This is a genomic window from Sporolactobacillus vineae DSM 21990 = SL153, from assembly GCF_000377985.1.
GTDB lineage: Bacteria > Bacillota > Bacilli > Bacillales > Sporolactobacillaceae > Sporolactobacillus > Sporolactobacillus vineae.
The window spans coordinates 52372-69087 of the sequence record NZ_KB899045.1 but is presented as its reverse complement, the minus strand read 5'-3'; the positions used below and the strand labels follow the sequence as shown (position 1 = coordinate 69087).

At 51.9% G+C, this 16716-nt stretch carries 15 protein-coding genes; 3 read left to right on the top strand and 12 right to left on the bottom strand.

All coding sequences use genetic code 11. The features are described 5' to 3' along the window. Positions 1-190 precede the first annotated feature (190 nt). Complete coding sequence (locus tag D889_RS0106505) at positions 191-1339, top strand: amidohydrolase (protein ID WP_010631529.1); 1149 nt, start codon at positions 191-193, stop codon at positions 1337-1339. Positions 1340-1365: 26 nt separating this feature from the next. On the opposite strand, the gene D889_RS0106500 is transcribed toward D889_RS0106505, so the two are convergent. The 12 genes from D889_RS0106500 to D889_RS0106440 all read right to left on the bottom strand — a co-directional run bounded on the left by D889_RS0106500 (position 1366) and on the right by D889_RS0106440 (position 13666). Next, positions 1366-1656, bottom strand: coding sequence for a hypothetical protein (locus tag D889_RS0106500; RefSeq protein ID WP_010631530.1), 291 nt, complete (start codon positions 1654-1656; stop codon positions 1366-1368). A 160-nt stretch (positions 1657-1816) separates the two neighbouring features. Continuing rightward, positions 1817-2953 carry a carboxynorspermidine decarboxylase gene (gene nspC, locus D889_RS0106495; RefSeq protein ID WP_010631531.1) on the bottom strand — a complete coding sequence of 379 codons (1137 nt, stop codon included), beginning with the start codon at positions 2951-2953 and terminating at the stop codon, positions 1817-1819. A gap of 9 nt (positions 2954-2962) precedes the next feature. Continuing rightward, positions 2963-4162 carry a saccharopine dehydrogenase family protein gene (locus D889_RS0106490; protein WP_010631532.1) on the bottom strand — a complete coding sequence of 400 codons (1200 nt, stop codon included), beginning with the start codon at positions 4160-4162 and terminating at the stop codon, positions 2963-2965. Positions 4163-4279: 117 nt separating this feature from the next. Further along, complete coding sequence (gene speE, locus D889_RS0106485) at positions 4280-5137, bottom strand: polyamine aminopropyltransferase (RefSeq protein WP_010631533.1); 858 nt, start codon at positions 5135-5137, stop codon at positions 4280-4282. Positions 5138-5139: 2 nt separating this feature from the next. Continuing rightward, a complete protein-coding gene (locus D889_RS0106480; RefSeq protein ID WP_010631534.1) occupies positions 5140-6612 on the bottom strand; it encodes an aminotransferase class I/II-fold pyridoxal phosphate-dependent enzyme in 1473 nt (490 codons plus the stop codon). Between the two features lie 20 nt (positions 6613-6632). After that, on the bottom strand, positions 6633-7442 hold the full coding sequence (gene speD, locus D889_RS0106475) for an adenosylmethionine decarboxylase (protein WP_010631535.1): 810 nt from the start codon (positions 7440-7442) through the stop codon (positions 6633-6635). A 331-nt stretch (positions 7443-7773) separates the two neighbouring features. Next, a complete protein-coding gene (gene tuaH / locus D889_RS0106465; protein ID WP_010631536.1) occupies positions 7774-8979 on the bottom strand; it encodes a teichuronic acid biosynthesis protein TuaH in 1206 nt (401 codons plus the stop codon). Between the two features lie 68 nt (positions 8980-9047). Beyond that, positions 9048-9806 (bottom strand): teichuronic acid biosynthesis protein TuaG, encoded by a 759-nt coding sequence (tuaG, locus tag D889_RS0106460; RefSeq protein WP_010631537.1) that lies wholly within the window; start codon positions 9804-9806, stop codon positions 9048-9050. Continuing rightward, the gene (locus tag D889_RS0106455; RefSeq protein ID WP_010631538.1) at positions 9806-10498 is read right to left on the bottom strand and encodes a YveK family protein; all 693 of its coding nucleotides are present in this window, start codon (positions 10496-10498) and stop codon (positions 9806-9808) included. The genes tuaG and D889_RS0106455 overlap by 1 nt, the downstream gene beginning before the upstream one ends. Before the next feature lie 7 nt (positions 10499-10505). Continuing rightward, positions 10506-11972 carry an O-antigen ligase family protein gene (locus D889_RS0106450; RefSeq protein ID WP_010631539.1) on the bottom strand — a complete coding sequence of 489 codons (1467 nt, stop codon included), beginning with the start codon at positions 11970-11972 and terminating at the stop codon, positions 10506-10508. A gap of 37 nt (positions 11973-12009) precedes the next feature. Next, the gene (locus tag D889_RS0106445; protein ID WP_010631540.1) at positions 12010-12945 is read right to left on the bottom strand and encodes an NAD-dependent epimerase/dehydratase family protein; all 936 of its coding nucleotides are present in this window, start codon (positions 12943-12945) and stop codon (positions 12010-12012) included. A 61-nt stretch (positions 12946-13006) separates the two neighbouring features. Then, complete coding sequence (locus D889_RS0106440) at positions 13007-13666, bottom strand: sugar transferase (protein WP_010631541.1); 660 nt, start codon at positions 13664-13666, stop codon at positions 13007-13009. Positions 13667-14123: 457 nt separating this feature from the next. Between D889_RS0106440 and D889_RS0106435 the strand changes: the two genes are divergently transcribed. Next, positions 14124-15542, top strand: coding sequence for a lipopolysaccharide biosynthesis protein (locus D889_RS0106435; protein ID WP_238537619.1), 1419 nt, complete (start codon positions 14124-14126; stop codon positions 15540-15542). Positions 15543-15568: 26 nt separating this feature from the next. After that, on the top strand, positions 15569-16711 hold the full coding sequence (locus D889_RS0106430; protein ID WP_010631543.1) for a glycosyltransferase family 4 protein: 1143 nt from the start codon (positions 15569-15571) through the stop codon (positions 16709-16711). The last annotated feature ends 5 nt before the right edge of the window (positions 16712-16716 follow it).

Below are 16716 nucleotides of genomic sequence, written 5' to 3'. Positions count from 1 at the left end.
TCCTCCGGAATAATGCAATCACGTTAGTATGCCCGTGATCCTGAAAACTTTTCACCGGCATCGTGGAGGCCGGCCCCGGCGATGGTTGTCCCCGGTTCATGAATCATGTATTCTAACAGTAACGTGATGACAGAAAAGTGAAGAAAGAAAAGTAAAGACAGATGTGTGACAAAAGCGGAGGCGCAGGGCGATGACCATAAAGGAAACGGATTCACTGGATGAGATGCTGATTGAACGGCGCAGGGAGCTCCACCGGCATCCGGAACTTGCTTTTGAAGAAAAGGAGACGACCGCGAAGCTCAAATCGTGGCTGACCGCAGCGTCGGTCACACTGGCCGATCTGCCGCTGGAGACCGGCGTGCTCGGGGTGATCGGAGGGAAAAAGCCGGGGCCGGTGATTGCGCTTCGGACGGACATCGACGCCTTGCCGATTGCCGAGCAGACCGGACTGCCCTTTGCGTCGGAGGTGCCGGGAAAAATGCATGCCTGCGGGCACGACCTGCATATGACGTCGATGCTCGGTGCCGCGCTTCTGTTAAAAGAACGGGAAAATGAACTGAACGGGACGGTGAAGATCATTTTCCAGCCGGCGGAAGAAATCGGTGAGGGTGCCCGGCGCGTGCTGGAGACGCACCTCCTCGATGATGCCCAGGCAATCTGCGGCATGCATATTATGCCGGGTCTGCCAGTCGGTACGGTGGGCATCAAATCCGGGCCGCTGATGGCCGGAGTGGACCACTTTATTATTGATCTCAACGGTAAAGGAACTCACGGTGCCGTCCCGGAACAGGGGGACGATCTGATTGTCGTCTCAGCACAGATCATTTCCGCACTGCAGTCGATTGTCAGCCGTAACCTGTCGCCGCTTGATCAGGCAGTAATCAGCACGACGCGGATAACGGCCGGCAACACATGGAACGTCATGCCGGATCACGCGCAGCTTGAGGGGACGGTTCGGACATTTACAGAGCAGACGCGAGGAAAAATCGAGCAGCGGATGAATGAACTGGTAACCCGGATTGCCGGGGCATTTTCCGTGTCCGGGAAAGTGCATTATTTACGTCAGGGTCCGCCGATCGTCAATAACCCGCAACTGGCGGACCTGGCGGAAGAAGCGGCCCGGGCAACCGGCCTTAAGGTTGTTGATCCTGAGCCGACAACGATTGGCGAAGACTTTGCCTATTATCAGAAACAGATGTCATCTCTGTTTGTGTTTATGGGCGTTTCGGGCAACAGCGGGCTTCATCATGCGGATCTGGTCGTCGATGAGCGTGCGATTGGCAAAAGTGCCCGTTTCTTTGCTGCACTTGCTGAACAGCTGCTGAACAAAACAGAATAAGTGTTATACCGCTCCGGACCGTTACATCATTCTGAGGGCGAGCTGCCGGACTTTGCATCAGAATCCGCGTCATCTGCCGCACAAACATAATAAATGACCTCCTGAGCGTGATGAAATAACTTTTTGCGTGAATAAAAAGCCCGCATCGACCCCTCATCCAGCTCGTCGAAGTGTGTTAACCGAAGTTTGTTCCGGTCGGCGAACTGGCGGATAGCTGTCAGCATCGTCTCCGCCGGCAGCGTGAAACCCGGCCGGCCGAGCAAAACGGGGCGTGACGCATGCCCGTCAAATTCTTCATAAAAAGCATAGTGATTCATGATTCATTCCTCCTCAAGGGTTGGAATCCGCATAATGAAAAAATATTTCTGTACTACTTAAAAATTCGTCGGACTACCGATGATTACGACATCCCCCTATCATCATCCATAATAAAAAGGCTGCCCATCAGGACAGTCCTTTATTTCAGATTTTAAAATTTCATGAGAGCCGGTTTTTGAAATCGTCATAATTAAATTCACGGATGACTTGCAGTCCGTCTTTTGCATTAAAAGTCGTGATTGCCGGCAACGCAATACCGTTAAACGTATTATTCTTCACCATCGAATAGATCGCCATATCACAGAACACAAGGCGGGAACCCACATGAAGCGGCTCACGGAAAGAGTAATCGCCGATCACATCGCCGGCAAGACAGGTCGGCCCGCCCAGCCGGTACGTGTAGGGAAGCTCACCGGACTTGCCGGCACTGATGATTTTCGGACGGTAAGGCATCTCCAGTACGTCCGGCATGTGGCAAGTCGCCGATGTATCGAGAATGGCGTTCGCCATACCGTTTTCGGTAATATCCAGCACGGTGCTGACAAGATAACCGGTGTTCAGCGCCACGGCTTCACCCGGTTCCAGATAGACATCCAGGCCGTACTTATTCTGCATGAACCGGATGCAGCGGATCAGCCGTTCCACGTCATAATCCGACCGCGTGATATGATGCCCGCCGCCGAAATTGATCCACTTCATCTTTTTCAGGTAAGGGCCGAACTTCTGATCGACAGCCTGCAGCGTATGTTCGAGCGCGTCCGAATTCTGCTCACACAGTGTATGAAAATGCAGACCGCTGAGCCCGTCCAGGTCATCGGGCTGAAAATTAGCCGCCGTGACACCCATTCTTGAAAAAGGGGCGCACGGATCATACAGCCCGGTTTCCACTTGGGAGTATTCCGGATTCACGCGGATCCCGCATTCGATGTGCCGTGATGCATGATTGACCCGGTCTTTGAAGCGGTCCCACTGACTGAACGAGTTGAAGACGAGATGATCGGCGACGCGGAGTATCCTGTCAAAATCTCTGTCGCTGAATGCCGGGGCATAGACATGGACCTCCTTGTCCATCTCTTCGCGGCCGAGCCGTGCCTCGTACAGGGAACTCGACGCAACGCCGCTCAGATACTGTCCGATCAGCGGATAAAGGGCGAACATCGAAAAAGCCTTCTGGGCAAGCAAAATTTTACAGCCGGTCCGGTCCTGAACCGATTTCAGCAGTTTGAGATTTTTCACCAGCAGGCGCTCATCAACGACATACCCCGGTGACGGCACCTCATTGAAATCAAGATTCATAGGGCGCCCTCACTTGACCAGTTCCGGTGCAAAACTCTCCTGCCACGGAAGCCCGAACTGATTCAGTGCCGCCATGAACGGATCCGGATCAAACTCCTCGATGTTGTGCACGCCCGGCACCTTCCATTTCCCGGTCAGGACCATCGATGCACCGATCATCGCCGGTACGCCGGTAGTATAAGAGACGGCCTGTGAACCGACCTCTCTGTAGCACTCCTGATGATCGCAGACATTATAAAGATAATAAGTGACCGGTTTGCCGTCCTTCTCACCCTGGAAGATGCAGCCGATGTTGGTCTTGCCCCTGGTTCGCGGTCCGAGCGAGGCCGGATCCGGCAACACTGCCTTAAGAAACTGCAGCGGCACGATCTTCTTTCCCTCAAAATCAATCGGCTCGATCGATGTCATGCCGACATCCTCAAGCGCTCTCAGGTGATCGAGATAGCTCTGCGAGAACGTCATCCAGAAACGGATCTTCTTAATACCCCTGATATTCAGTGCGAGCGATTCCATCTCTTCGTGGTGCAGCAGGTAGATATCCTTCGGACCGATTTCCGGAAATTCATAGACACGCCTGATCGACATCGGATCGGTCTCGATGAACCTGCCGTTGTCATAATAGCTGCCCTTCGCGGAAACTTCACGGATATTGATTTCCGGATTGAAGTTGGTCGCGAACGCGTAGCCGTGGTCGCCGGCATTCGCATCAAGAATGTCGATCTGCCGGATCGTGTCAAAATAGTGCTTCTGAGCATAGGCCGAGAAAACACCGGTAACACCCGGGTCGAATCCGCTCCCAAGAAGTGCAGTGATCCCGGCGTCCTCAAAACGTTTTCTGTAGGCCCACTGCCATTTGTATTCGAACTTTGCCGTGTCTTCAGGTTCGTAATTCGCCGTGTCGACATAGTCGACCTTCGTCTCGAGACAGGCGTCCATGATCGTCAGGTCCTGATAGGGAAGCGCCAGATTGATGACGATATCCGGCTGGAATTTACGGATCAGCGCGACCAGTTCCGACACGTTATTGGCATCAACCTGTGCCGTCTGAATTTTCGTCCTGCCGCCTTCCAATTTCTTTTTCAGCGCCTCACACTTCGCTACTGTCCGGCTCGCAATGCAGATTTCTTCGAATACGTCCGGGTTCTGACAACATTTATGAATGGCGACGCTTGCCACACCGCCGGCTCCGATAATCAACGCTTTACCCATTAATGAACGCCTCCTCTAATATGTCAATCGATTTTTCATTCTATCCAGCCAATTCGGCAGCTTATTCAGCCAAATTCAGAAGGGATTCAGCCAAATTCCATATTTTGGATGATCCACTTACCCTTTCTCCTCTTCTTCAAGCAGCGCATTCACATAGTTCGGCAATGCAAACGCGCCGACATGAAGTTTCGGATTGTAGTAACGGGTTTTCAGGCCCAGCGCCAGCCACGCCTGCGGATCGAAGTCCCGCACCGGATGATACTTCTTCGACGCGAAGCCGAACAGCCAGTGCCCTGACGGATAAGTCGGAATGTGTGCCTGATAGACGCGGCTGATCGGAAACGACTCAACGATCCGCTTATGGGCGCGCTGCATCGCTTCTGCATCGACCGGGTAGAACGGGCTCTCGTGCTGATTGACCATCAGACCGTCCGCCTTCAATGCCTTGAAGCAGTTGCCGTAAAATTCACGGGTAAACAGTCCTTCACCCGGTCCGAACGGGTCGGTCGAATCGACAATAATCAGATCGTACGCGTCCTCTTCCGCGCGCACATACTTCAGGCCGTCCTCATAGAAGATCCGTACCCGCCGATCATCCAGTTTGCCCGCGGTCTGCGGCAGATATTTCTTGCAGACATCGACCACCTGAGGATCGATCTCTACAAGATCGATCTGCTCAATGCCCGGATAGCGGGTCAGTTCGCGGACCGCGCCGCCGTCACCGCCGCCGATCACGAGCACTTTTTTTGCTGCCGGATGAACCGCCATCGGTACATGGACGATCATTTCGTGATAGATGAATTCATCTTTCTCCGTCAGCATCATATAACCGTCCAGCGTCAGGAACCGGCCGAACTCCGGAGAGTCGAAGATGTCGATCCGCTGGAACTCGCTCTGCCCGGAATAGAGCTGGCGGTCAACCTGAATTGAGAACCGGACGTGGTCCGTATGTTTTTCCGTAAACCAAAGTTCCAAGCCTACCCCTCCCTGATCACCTGTAATCGGTTCACCTGACTGTCCTGCGTGCCGGTCAGGAAACAACCTTTTTCCTTGGCATAATGGATATATTCCAGCACTTGCGGCGTCACTTTTTCACCCGGAGCGAGAATCGGAATGCCCGGCGGATAGCACATGACGAACTCGCTGCAGATCCGGCCGATACTCCCATCCAGCGGCACCGATTCGCTTTCTGAATAAAAAGCGGTCTGCGGTGCCATCTCTACCTGCGGCCGGATATATTCCTGGCTCAGCATACCCGCCTTATCCTTCATATAGCGCCGCTTGATTTCAGACAGGGCCGACACGAGCCGTTCCAGATCAAGCCGGCGGTCACCGATCGAAATATAGGCAAGAATATTGCCGATATCGCCGAATTCGATCTGAATGTCATACTCATCGCGAAGCAGATCGTAGACTTCGATTCCGGCCAGGCCGATGTCACGCGTGTGCACGGAGAGCTTGGTCACATCGAAATCGAAGACCGTGTCGCCGTTCACCAGTTCCTTTGAGAAGGCATAATAGCCGCCGATCCGATTGATCTCTGCGCGTGCGTACTCGGCCATGTTACTGACTTTCTGAAAAATGTCCTGCCCGCGCAGTGCCAGATTGCGCCGTGAAATATCGAGCGACGAGATCAGCAGGTAGGAGCCGCTCGTCGTCTGCGTCAGATTGATGATCTGACGGACATAGCCTTCACTCATCCCGTTGCTGATCAGAAGCAGCGAACTCTGCGTCAGCGAGCCGCCCGACTTATGCATACTGACCGCAGCCATGTCGGCGCCCGCAGCCATCGCCGTCAGCGGCAGATGCGCCCCGAAATAAAAATGGGTGCCATGTGCCTCGTCGACAAGAACGCGCATCCCGTGTGCATGTGCCATGTCCGTGATTGCCTTCAGATCGGAACAAATGCCGTAGTACGTCGGATTGTTGACCAGCACCGCTTTAGCATCCGGGTTTTCAGCAATCGCCCGGGCCACGTCATCCAGCGACATACCGAGTGAAATCCCCAGTTCACGATTCATCCCCGGGTTCACGTAAACCGGAATCGCACCGCTGAGAATCAGCGCGTTGATCGCGCTGCGGTGTACATTGCGCGGCATAATGATTTTATCCCCGCGCTTGCAGACACTCAGCACCATGCTCTGGACGGCAGACGTCGTTCCATTGACCATAAAAAACGCATGTTCCGCCCCGAACGCTTCGGCTGCGAGCGCTTCGGCATCCTTGATCACCGAAACCGGGTGGCACAGATTATCGAGCGGCTTCATGGAATTAACATCAACGGTCAGGCACTTCTCCCCAAGAAAATCGGTCAGCTCACGGTTTCCCCTGCCTCGCTTGTGTCCGGGTACATCAAAAGGGACAACCCGCATCGACTTGTAGCGCTGCAACGCTTCAAGCACGGGTGCCCTGTCCTGTGAAAGTCGGTTCTTATCTGTATCCTGCTTCAATTTTGTCGTCTCACCCGCTTTCAGTCAAAAATATTGGCACCGCTGAAAATTTCAATCATTTCCCGGCGAAGACTGGTGCTGATCTTCAGCCGTTCTTTCGGAGGGATTTCCAGAACATCCCGGTTGAACAGATAGTTCTGCAGATCCAGTTCTTTGATCAGCATTTTTGTATGGAAAAGATTTGCCTGGTAGACGTTAATGTCCACCGCATCATATTTTTCAAGGGTTTCCGGATCAATATAGTTCTGGATTGAGGTCATCTCATGATCCATGAACAGCTTCCTGCCATTGACGTCGCGGGTAAAGCCGCGCACGCGGTAGTCGGCCGTAATAATGTCGGAGTCGAAACTGCCGATCAGATAGTTCAGGGTATTCAGCGGTGTGATCTCGCCGCACGTCGCCACATCGATATCGACGCGGAACGTAGCAATCGCATTGCCCGGATGAAATTCCGGATACGTGTGCACGGTCACATGGCTTTTATCCAGATGGCCGAGGACCGTATCACGTCCGTAATTGTCCCCGATCCGGCCGAGATTGCAGGACTTGTCGATCTTGTCTTTCGGAAATTCCTGTTCGGCGATCAAAATCGTGACGCTGGCACCCTGCGGATCATAGTCCTGCTTGCTGATATTAAGCACATGGGCACCGATCATTTCCGTCACCTTGCAAAGAATATGGGTCAGGCGCTCCGAATTGTACTGCTCATCAATATAAGATATATAGTCACGCTGCTCACGCTCGCTCTTCGCATAGCACACATCGTAAATGTTGAAGCTCAGCGCCTTTGTGAGGTTGTTAAAGCCGTACAGCTTCAGCTTATTTTCCAACCCTGTCCTCACAGCCTTTCTGAATAATCGGAATCTCGCAGCAGGACGACCAGTCAGGAAATTCAGAAGAAAATAAAGATAGCGACCGGATGGAATCCGGTCAGGTGACACAGAGTTTTTATCCATTGCCTGCAAAATTCTATACTCATTATATATGGATCAAGGGTTTAGTCAAGCCGAAACGAGGCAACCGTAAAAAGCCGGCCCGCCCCCGCAGGAACGCCTGTATTTACAGGGTCAATTTTACTAAATTCTGCATTGGTTTCAGCATCCGCTTCCGGATCTCCGCTCCAGGCCGGACGACCCGCGAGCCTCCTCGCAGAAGGGGCGGTCAGTGTTCCCAATAATCCTGCTGAATCAAAGAGTCCATCCGGGCGAAGAGCGCATTCCAGTCCTTTGTCCCGGCCAGTTCCTGCCGTTTCCTGATAAAAGTTTCCATTCCTGCCGCCTGCTCCATCTCTTCGCAGACCTTGATAAATGCGGCGGTATCGCCGTCTTCCAGTTCACGGTAGACGCCCGCCTGATCGTATTTCTTTGTCGACGGAAGATGGAGTCCGACGGCCGGCTTGCCTGCCGCAAGAAATTCAAACAGTTTCAGGGGGAAAACCGCCTGATTATAAACTGACGGCTTATATGGCATAATACCGATTGTGACAAGCTGAGTATACTGCGGTACTTCTTCCGGTGACACACTGCCCGTCCACAGGACATTCTTCTTTTCACGCAGCTTTTTGAACAGACTGTCCGGGCCAGTTCCGTCCGGACCGACAAACAGAAACAGCCATTCCGGTTTGCGGCGTGCAGCCTCCCGGATCAGGGCAAAATCCAGTTTCGGTTTGATCCCGCCGATGTAACCGAGAATGGTGCCCTGAAAGTGCTCGGGCAGAACTTGCGTCGCTCTCCGCATCTCCGAGAACCGGCTGAACGATACGCCGTTTTCGATCGTAAAAATGCGCGATTGCTTCGCCTGGGCCGCCCGTTCGCTCACACGGTCATGCAAGTAATCCGACGTGCAGAAAAGTGTATCGGCGGCATTGATCACACGCTGCTCCGAACGGGCAATCAGTTTCCGGCGCAGCACAGACAGCGGCGAATGCCCGCCGCCGATCGGAGCCGCCCACAGATCACTGCAGTCGTAGATGACCCTGGTCCATGGGAACTGTTCGGCCAGTTTCGGAAAAATCGGGCAGGTGTACCAGAGAAAAAAGTGAAAGTTGCCCTCCATGTGCTCAAGCTGTTTCGCAAAAAGGCCCGTTTTTTTTTGATAAAAAAGATCCAGATAGCGGCCGAAACGAAAGAATTTCTGCGGCAGCAGATCTGAAATTGCCCACTGACTGATCCCATTACGCAAATCGGTAAATTCCGGATCCTCTCCTTCAGGCGACGGACAGACCCAGATTACGCCGTCCGTGTCCGGCAGCCGGTCAAGATATTCGGCCAGACGGTGGCGCCTGTACTTCAAACGATCCCCGGTCCACTTTGCCGCAGCGACAATAATATGTATGTTTTGTTTCATCAGCCATTCTGCTCCCAGCATGAAGTTTACCCTTTAACACCTATTATAGATCTGTATGAAAAATGTCCGAAGCCCTGAACATTTCGGTGTCACAATCTTTTCAACACGGCATTTGCCGCGTAGTTGCAGAAATACCAGCAGGCACTCAGCACCGGAAGCTTCTCCACTTTCCGGTAGACATACCAGGTTTTTTCCGCCGACTTCCACTTGTTCCCGGACACGGACCCCTTGCCGCTGATCCTGTACTCAGCCAGACACTGATCCAGCCCGTAAGCACAGATCCCCTTCTTCAGTAAAGCAAGCCAGGTCGCCAGATCCTGTCGCGCCCGCAGCGGCGGCATCCGGAACGGTCCGGTCAGTGAGCGGTCGATCATTACCGTCAGGCAGCCGACAATTGTATTTTTCAGCATATCCGTGTATGAAACGCATTCCGGAACAGCAACCTTCTTCCCGGTTGCCGTTCCGTCGGCCAGAATATACTCGTATCCCGTGAACGTAAATGCATAATGATGATTTTTCATGAAAGCCAGCTGATTTTCCAGCTTTTCCGGCTTCCAGCGGTCATCACTGTCCAGAAAGGCCATATAGCGGCCGGTGGCCATATCCAGCCCGGCGTTGCGTGCTGCCGCAGCGCCGCTGTTCCGGTTGAGAAACACGGGATGAATCCGTTCATCGACGAATTCCCAGGAGGCGATCTTTTCACGTGTCCGATCGGCAGACCGGTCATCGACGACGATCAGTTCCCAGTCAGAGAAGGATTGCTCCCGCACAGAAAAAATCGCTGCATCGATCGTTTTTTCCGAATTATAAGCCGGCATGATGATTGAAACCTCGGGACCTTCCAGCACTATGAACGCACCTCCTGATCTTTTTCTCCCGGACGGACCAGTTCCGGCAGCGCCAGCCAGGCCAGTGCCAGCGTCAGGCCGAGCATGATGCCGAGCAGCGCACGCTTCTTCGATGTAAACACCGTGCTGCCGCTGCTCCGCGATGGATCCGCGGCTTCCATCAATTGTGCCGGCTTCAAAGACAGTTTCTTCATCTTCAGCGTGTAAATCAAAGAATCACTTTCCGCCCGGGCGGCAGCATCAGATTTAGTCATCTGTGCGCGTGTAATTGACTCGTCGACAACGGCGACGTGTTTCTGGTATTGCACCTTGTCAGCTGCTAAAAAGCCGGATGCGATCTGATTCGCGCCGAGCGCTGCCTCTTTTTTTGACGGCCCGGTGAAAGTGACCTGAATCAGCGGACTTTTCCCCTGAGTCACTGTCAGCCGCGGAAAGAGATCTGCTCTGTATGCCTTCCAGACGTCCGGCATGTGCGCCTGATAAAATTCAGGACTCATCAGATAGACGCTGACCCGTGACCGGTAATTATAATCGGGGTCATCATAGTTTCCCAGAGCGATGGTCGTCGTTGCTTTGTAACTGGAGGGCGCTTTCCCCGCCGGAACGAACCAGCCAAGCAAGCCGAGAATCAACGGTACAGCCACAATTAATAGAAGATATTTTTTTGCCCTGACGGCAATTCGGTGTCTCATGTGTTCACTACGCTCCTTCAGGTTTTTCCAGGCGACGCCTGCTGATTTCATTACTGAGTACCGATACGCACGCTATAATAAAGCCAAGAAATACCCAGTGAAAATAGAGATTGCTGATCGAGCTCGGTCCGATACTGGAAAAAAGAAAGGCGATCTGAGCGGTCATACAGGCTTCAGCCAGCATGCGCTGCTCCTTGCTGAAGCAGAAACGGTAAAGCCGGCAGAGGCGGACAAAAAGAACCACGTACATAATCAGATACCCGGCAGCGATCAAAATGCCGAAATTTGCAGCGATTTCCGCCAGCCAGTTGTGTACTTCGTATATATGATCTGTATTGAACAAAGGACGGGTTTCCAGGGCATACGAAATGTTTCCCGGGCCAAGGCCGAAACCGAATGTATCCGCCAGACTGCTCAGTGCACTCTGGAGCAAATGCAGCCGGACTGAGGTTGACTCCGGTGCTTCATACGGAGAATAGTAAGCAAGAACAGCCATAAACCGGCTGATTTTGCCGGACAGCGTCATCGAGAAAGCGGCGATTCCTCCAATCAGCATCAGTCCGGCAGACCAAAGCCCTGCTTTCTTCCAGAATTTCGGCACTAACAGATACAAATAGAAAGCCAGTCCGCAAATCACGGCCGCCACACTTGCCCGGGCGCCGGCCAGAATGATCAGAGCAAGTGAAAGTATCGTAAGCATCAAAAGGGTCACATTCCATCGAGAGCTCAGATGTGCCCTCAGCCAGGACAAATAAAAAAAGAAGGACAGGGACAGCATGGCGGCAAAATCATTCTGGTTGGTAAAGGTTGCCGTCGGAAAGCCAAGCTTATAATCCGGCCCTTCGTAAAGTGTCGACGTGGGCAGCTGAATGTGACCGATGACATTCACCAGTCCCAGTGCGATCAGCACTGCGCTCATCGTCATCCAGATGCTGTGAAACACAACAAGCCGTTCTGTCCGGTTAAACACGATTACAGACATAAGGACAAACAGGATGCCCATCGCGACAAGAAAGAGATACTTGATCCCCTCCGACACCGAATCCGACCAGATGAGTGCAACGGTACCATAAGCCAGCCAGGCAAGCAGGAAACAAATCGTTCCCTTAACCTGCAGCTGCGTCCATTCCCTTCCAAGTCCCTCGTTCGCGGCAAGATGCTTCAGGAACAGAAGAAGACAGGCAATCAGCATCAGCCGATAAATAAACAGTGAGAACCCACCAATTTCGATACGCAATAACCATTGATTTAAAAATGTTGCAGCGATCAGCAGGTACATGCCCGCGGGAAGAATCCGGCTGCCGTCCTTCATTCTTTTTAGTAAAAGGCTTGCTGCAATCAAAGCCCATATCCAGATCAGAATCAGATATAATCTCTCCGGAACCGGATTGATCTGGATGACACCGACAAATCCCGCAAGAAGAACAGCAAGGATTGCCGTTACCCGACTGGCGGCCCGGATGTTTTCGCCCATAACATGCACTCCTGTCTCTCATGATGTTCGTTTCCGCTCAGTGCGCTACACGCTTTCTGTGTTGCCGTTTGCCGATTGTTTCACCGAGGCCGTCATACAGACTGGTCACCGGTTTCCAGTGCAGCAGCGTTTTGGCCGCTTCGTTGGAAAGCACGCTGTCCCGGATGTCACCATCTCTTTCCGGTCCGTAGAATGGCTGGATCGGGGAGCCGGAGACTTTCTTCATCATGCTGAACAATTGATTGACAGACAGAGGTGCTCCCGACGAGACGTTGACGCAAAGACTTTCTGCAGGTTCAAGTGCCAGGACAACCGCAGAAGCGACATCACGGACAAAGATGAAGTCACGCGTCTGGTTACCGTCTCCGAAAATCATCGGCGGTGTGTCCTTGCGAATCCTGTCTGCAAAAATCGATACAACGCCGCCTTCTCCTTCCGCATCCTGCCTCGGCCCATACACGTTGCTGAAGCGCAGAATGCTGTAAGACAGGTGGTAGAATTTATGAAACATTTTCAGGTAACTTTCTACAGTCAGTTTGGCCAGTCCGTATGGTGATTCCGGAGCAGCAGGCTGTTCCGGAGTCACCGGAAGATCTTGAGGCTCACCATAAACAGCAGCCGAAGAAGCGAAAACCACACGTGAAGCCCCTGCCTGGTGTGCCGCCTGAATCACATTCAGCGATCCTCTGACATTGATACGCTCATCGGCCAGCGGATCAGCAACCGATTTGGCAACGCTGATCTGAGCTGCCAGGTGAATGATACAGTCCGGTTTGATCGACTGAACAAGATTAATCACAGAAGGATCAGTCACGTCGCAAATATACAGGTCGACCGGCAATCCCGAAATGTTTTCAAGACGCCCGGAAGAAAAATTATCAATCACAGCGACCTCATATTTTTTTCGGATCAGGGCTTCAACGACATGGGAACCAATAAATCCGGCTCCGCCGGTAACCAGTACTTTTTTCATAAGACGTCCTCCGATTTAACCTAATTCATTGTTGCAGGGCGCGACAACTGAGTAGAACATGTCAGCGCGCGCCTTCACCGGTGAGAAGCACACGGATGGTTTTCAGCATAATCAGAAGTTCCAGTGCCGGAGACAGCCCGCGGATATAATCGAGGTCATAGATCAGCTTTTCCTGAGGTGTCAGATCATACCCCCCGCTCACCTGAGCCAGCCCCGTCAAGCCGGGACGGACCATCAGACGCTGCTTAAAGCCCGGTATTTCCCGGTTGAATTTTTCGGTGAAAAACGGCCGTTCGGGACGCGGACCGATCAGGGACATGTCCCCTTTCAGCACAGAGATCAGCTGCGGCAGTTCATCAATTCGCGTTTTCCGTATAATCTGTCCGACCCGGGTGATGCGGGGGTCATCCGTCCGCGCCCACTGTGCGCCAAGTTTCTCAGCATCCCTGCGCATCGATCTCAGTTTCACAAGAATGAATCGTTTCCCGTCCTTACCAACGCGTTCCTGCTCATAAAAAGGAGAACCCGGCGTCTCAAGAACAATCAGGGCTGAAAAGAGCAGAATGATCGGTGCCGCCAGGACGATTCCAATCGCTGAGAAGACTACATCAAAGCCTCTTTTAATCACAAGATAGGCATCAATGCCGTCCGGCAGGACAACCCTTTTCCCGCTGATCAGCCGATAGTCAGGAAATGATTTGATCTGTTTTTCTGCATTCACAGAAAGCCACCTCTCCGCTCTATAGGTCATTTAAAGTCCATGAATAAAGTATAAGAGCTGTTTATAGAGCTTCTGTATAAAGCGGGTGAAGATTGTGTAAAAATACCACAGGTGAACGGGCAGAGCCGAAATCTTATGTCTGACAACAGCTGACAATCCTGGATTAATGACGGTATGGTATTAGGTTTTACAAATTTGTCCCGGGTCATACGTGAAACCTGGATTAAATGGATAGAGCATTCCTCGGTTTTTATGAATCTAATGTAAAATTTGTTGAGAATCCGACAACTTTATTGCACGGAAATAGTGATTGCGGTAAATTTTGGAGAGCAACATCTAGCGGAATGCATGGAGACCTGTGTGGTAACAATGTCGTTAACCGGTACTTTGGATTACGCGCCGGACTTACTGACTATACTAAGGGAACAATCAGAGCAATATGGGTAAGGATCAGGCTATGAACACATTCATCAGAAAATTTATCGGCTTTTCGATAGGTCCGGTTGTCGGCGCTCTTCTTTCCTTTGTGACGATTCCGCTGACCACTTACTTTATCCGTCCCGACGAATACGGAAAAGCGAGTATGTTTCTGCTCGTTCAGATGATCTTTGCGACCTTCCTGTTCCTCGGGATCGATCAGGCCTATACCCGGGTATATCATGAACAGCAGGATAAACGCTGCCTTTTCCAGAATGCACTGCTGATCCCACTGATCCTTGCCTGTCTTACACTCATTCTGACGCTGACCATGCCCGGACGGGTATCGCAGATTCTGTTTGGTACTTCTCACCATGGCGGATCGGCCGTGCTGTTTGGCGTCATGATCATCTTCATGGTTCTCGAAAGGTTTATTCTCCTGTCCATCCGAATGCGCGAACAGGCACTGGCGTATTCTCTGCTTAATATTTTTGTGAAATTTGCGGTTCTGACGCTGACACTGATATTCGTTCTGTTTATCCGTCGCGACTTTCTTGCCGTTGTCTATTCCGCCGTATTCGGACAAATTCTAGGGGATCTGTATTTATTGTTCCGGTACAGAAATCTTTTTCAGCTGAACCACTTTACCGTCGACAGACGGCTGCTTAAAGGAATGCTGACATTCGGTCTGCCCGTCGTGGTGGCCACGTCCCTGTCCAGCCTGCTCAATTCGATGGACCAGTTTTCCTTACGGGCGTGGAGCAGTTTCTACCAGATCGGGATTTTTGCGGCAACACTGAAGATTGCTGCAGCCCTGTCAATCATTCAGACCAGCTTCACCAGTTTCTGGATACCGACCGCTTATCGCTGGTATTCAGAAGGCAAACCGATCAGATATTATCAGATGGTCAGCGATGCCATCCTGCTTGGTATGTCCACTATCGCCGTGTTCATCCTGATTTTTAAAGATCTGATCGTGGCGCTGCTCTCCTCAGGTTACGCGGACGCGCGCTATATTATCGGTTTCCTGTGTCTGCCGCCGATTATCTTCACCGTCAGTGAGACGACGTGCCTTGGGATTGTCTTTTCGAAAAAAAGTTATCTGGGAATCTGGGTCGGCCTGATCGCCCTGATTCCAAACATCATCATCAATCTTCTGCTTGTACCCCTGTTCGGCGCTGTCGGTGCGGCCACAGCGACGGCAGTTTCCTATATCTTCTTTTTTGCCGCCAGAACTTACTTCTCGGCAAAAAACGGATTGGCTTTCCCGGTCCTGAGACACTACAGCGTCTTCTTGCTGCTGTTCGGCGGAGCCTTCCTCAACTTATTGCCTTGGCAAACCGTCACGCTGCTCAATATCGGACTGCTGCTCGTGGTTCTGCTTATTCAATATCCGGCAATCCATCAGATCTGGCTGCGATTTCGTCGCCGGGAGGTAGCCGGAATCGGCAAGAATTGATTTAATAACAGGAAAGAAGGAAGACGATGCTGCGGATCAATTTCGGTATGCAGGAAGTCAATCATTTCAGCACTGGTATCGGAGTGTTCAATAACCGGATGATATTGGAACTTATGAAGTATCCCGATCTTAAGTGCTGCGGCAATATTTTTTACACGCCGGGACTGAAACGGTCCGATCTGAACCGTTTCAATTTTCCTGTAAAAATTTCCTGGCTGCCGGCAAGGTTTGCCTATAATCCGCATTTCAGCCTTTTACCCGTGACGATGGACAGCATCTGCCGCAGGCAAAGCGAAGTGAATTTGTTCTTTAACTATAAATTGCCGCGTGTAAGGTTCAGGGGGAAAGTGGTCACAACGATACATGATCTGATTCCCTTGAAAACGGAAATGGAAAATCAGTCGGTTAAAGCGCGCTATCTGGCCCGGGTCCGGGATGCCGTTAATCGTTCTGACCGGATTCTGACGGTATCGGAGCATTCAAAGAGAGATCTGATGTCCTGTTTCAATCTTCAGGATAACAAGTTATTCGTGGTTCCGAACGGTGTCGATTATGCGGCATTCAATTCCCCGGTAGGACCTGAACAGAGAAATGAAGTCCGTGAAAGATATCAGCTCCCTCACCGGTTTATTCTCTATTTCGGTTCAACCAGAAAACATAAAAATGTGGTGTCTCTGCTTCAGGCTTATATGCGGCTCCCGGAGCGTATCCGGAAGGCCTATCATCTTGTGATTACCAATGCCAGTGAATCGCTGAAACAGATCGCATCCGAATCCGGAATGCAGCAATATATCCGTTTCATCGGTCGTGTTGCTGCTTCAGATAAGGTTGCCATCTATCAAATGGCGGACCTGAATCTTTTCCTTTCCCTGTATGAGGGATTCGGCATACCGGTGATTGAAGCGATGGCTGCCGGCGTCCCGGTGATCACATCGAATACATCTTCTCTTCCGGAGGTAGCCGCCGATGCCGCAGTCCTGGTCAATCCGCTTGACATAGACCGGATTGCCGGTGCGATAGCCGATGTCCTGACCAGCAATGGACTGCGCAGGGATCTGATCCAAAGAGGACAGCTTCAGGCTCAAAACTACTCCTGGGAAAATGCGGCGAAGAGGCTGCATGACTGGCTGATCGACGAGTTCTCATCAAAAAGCGGAACGACAGACTAGCCGGA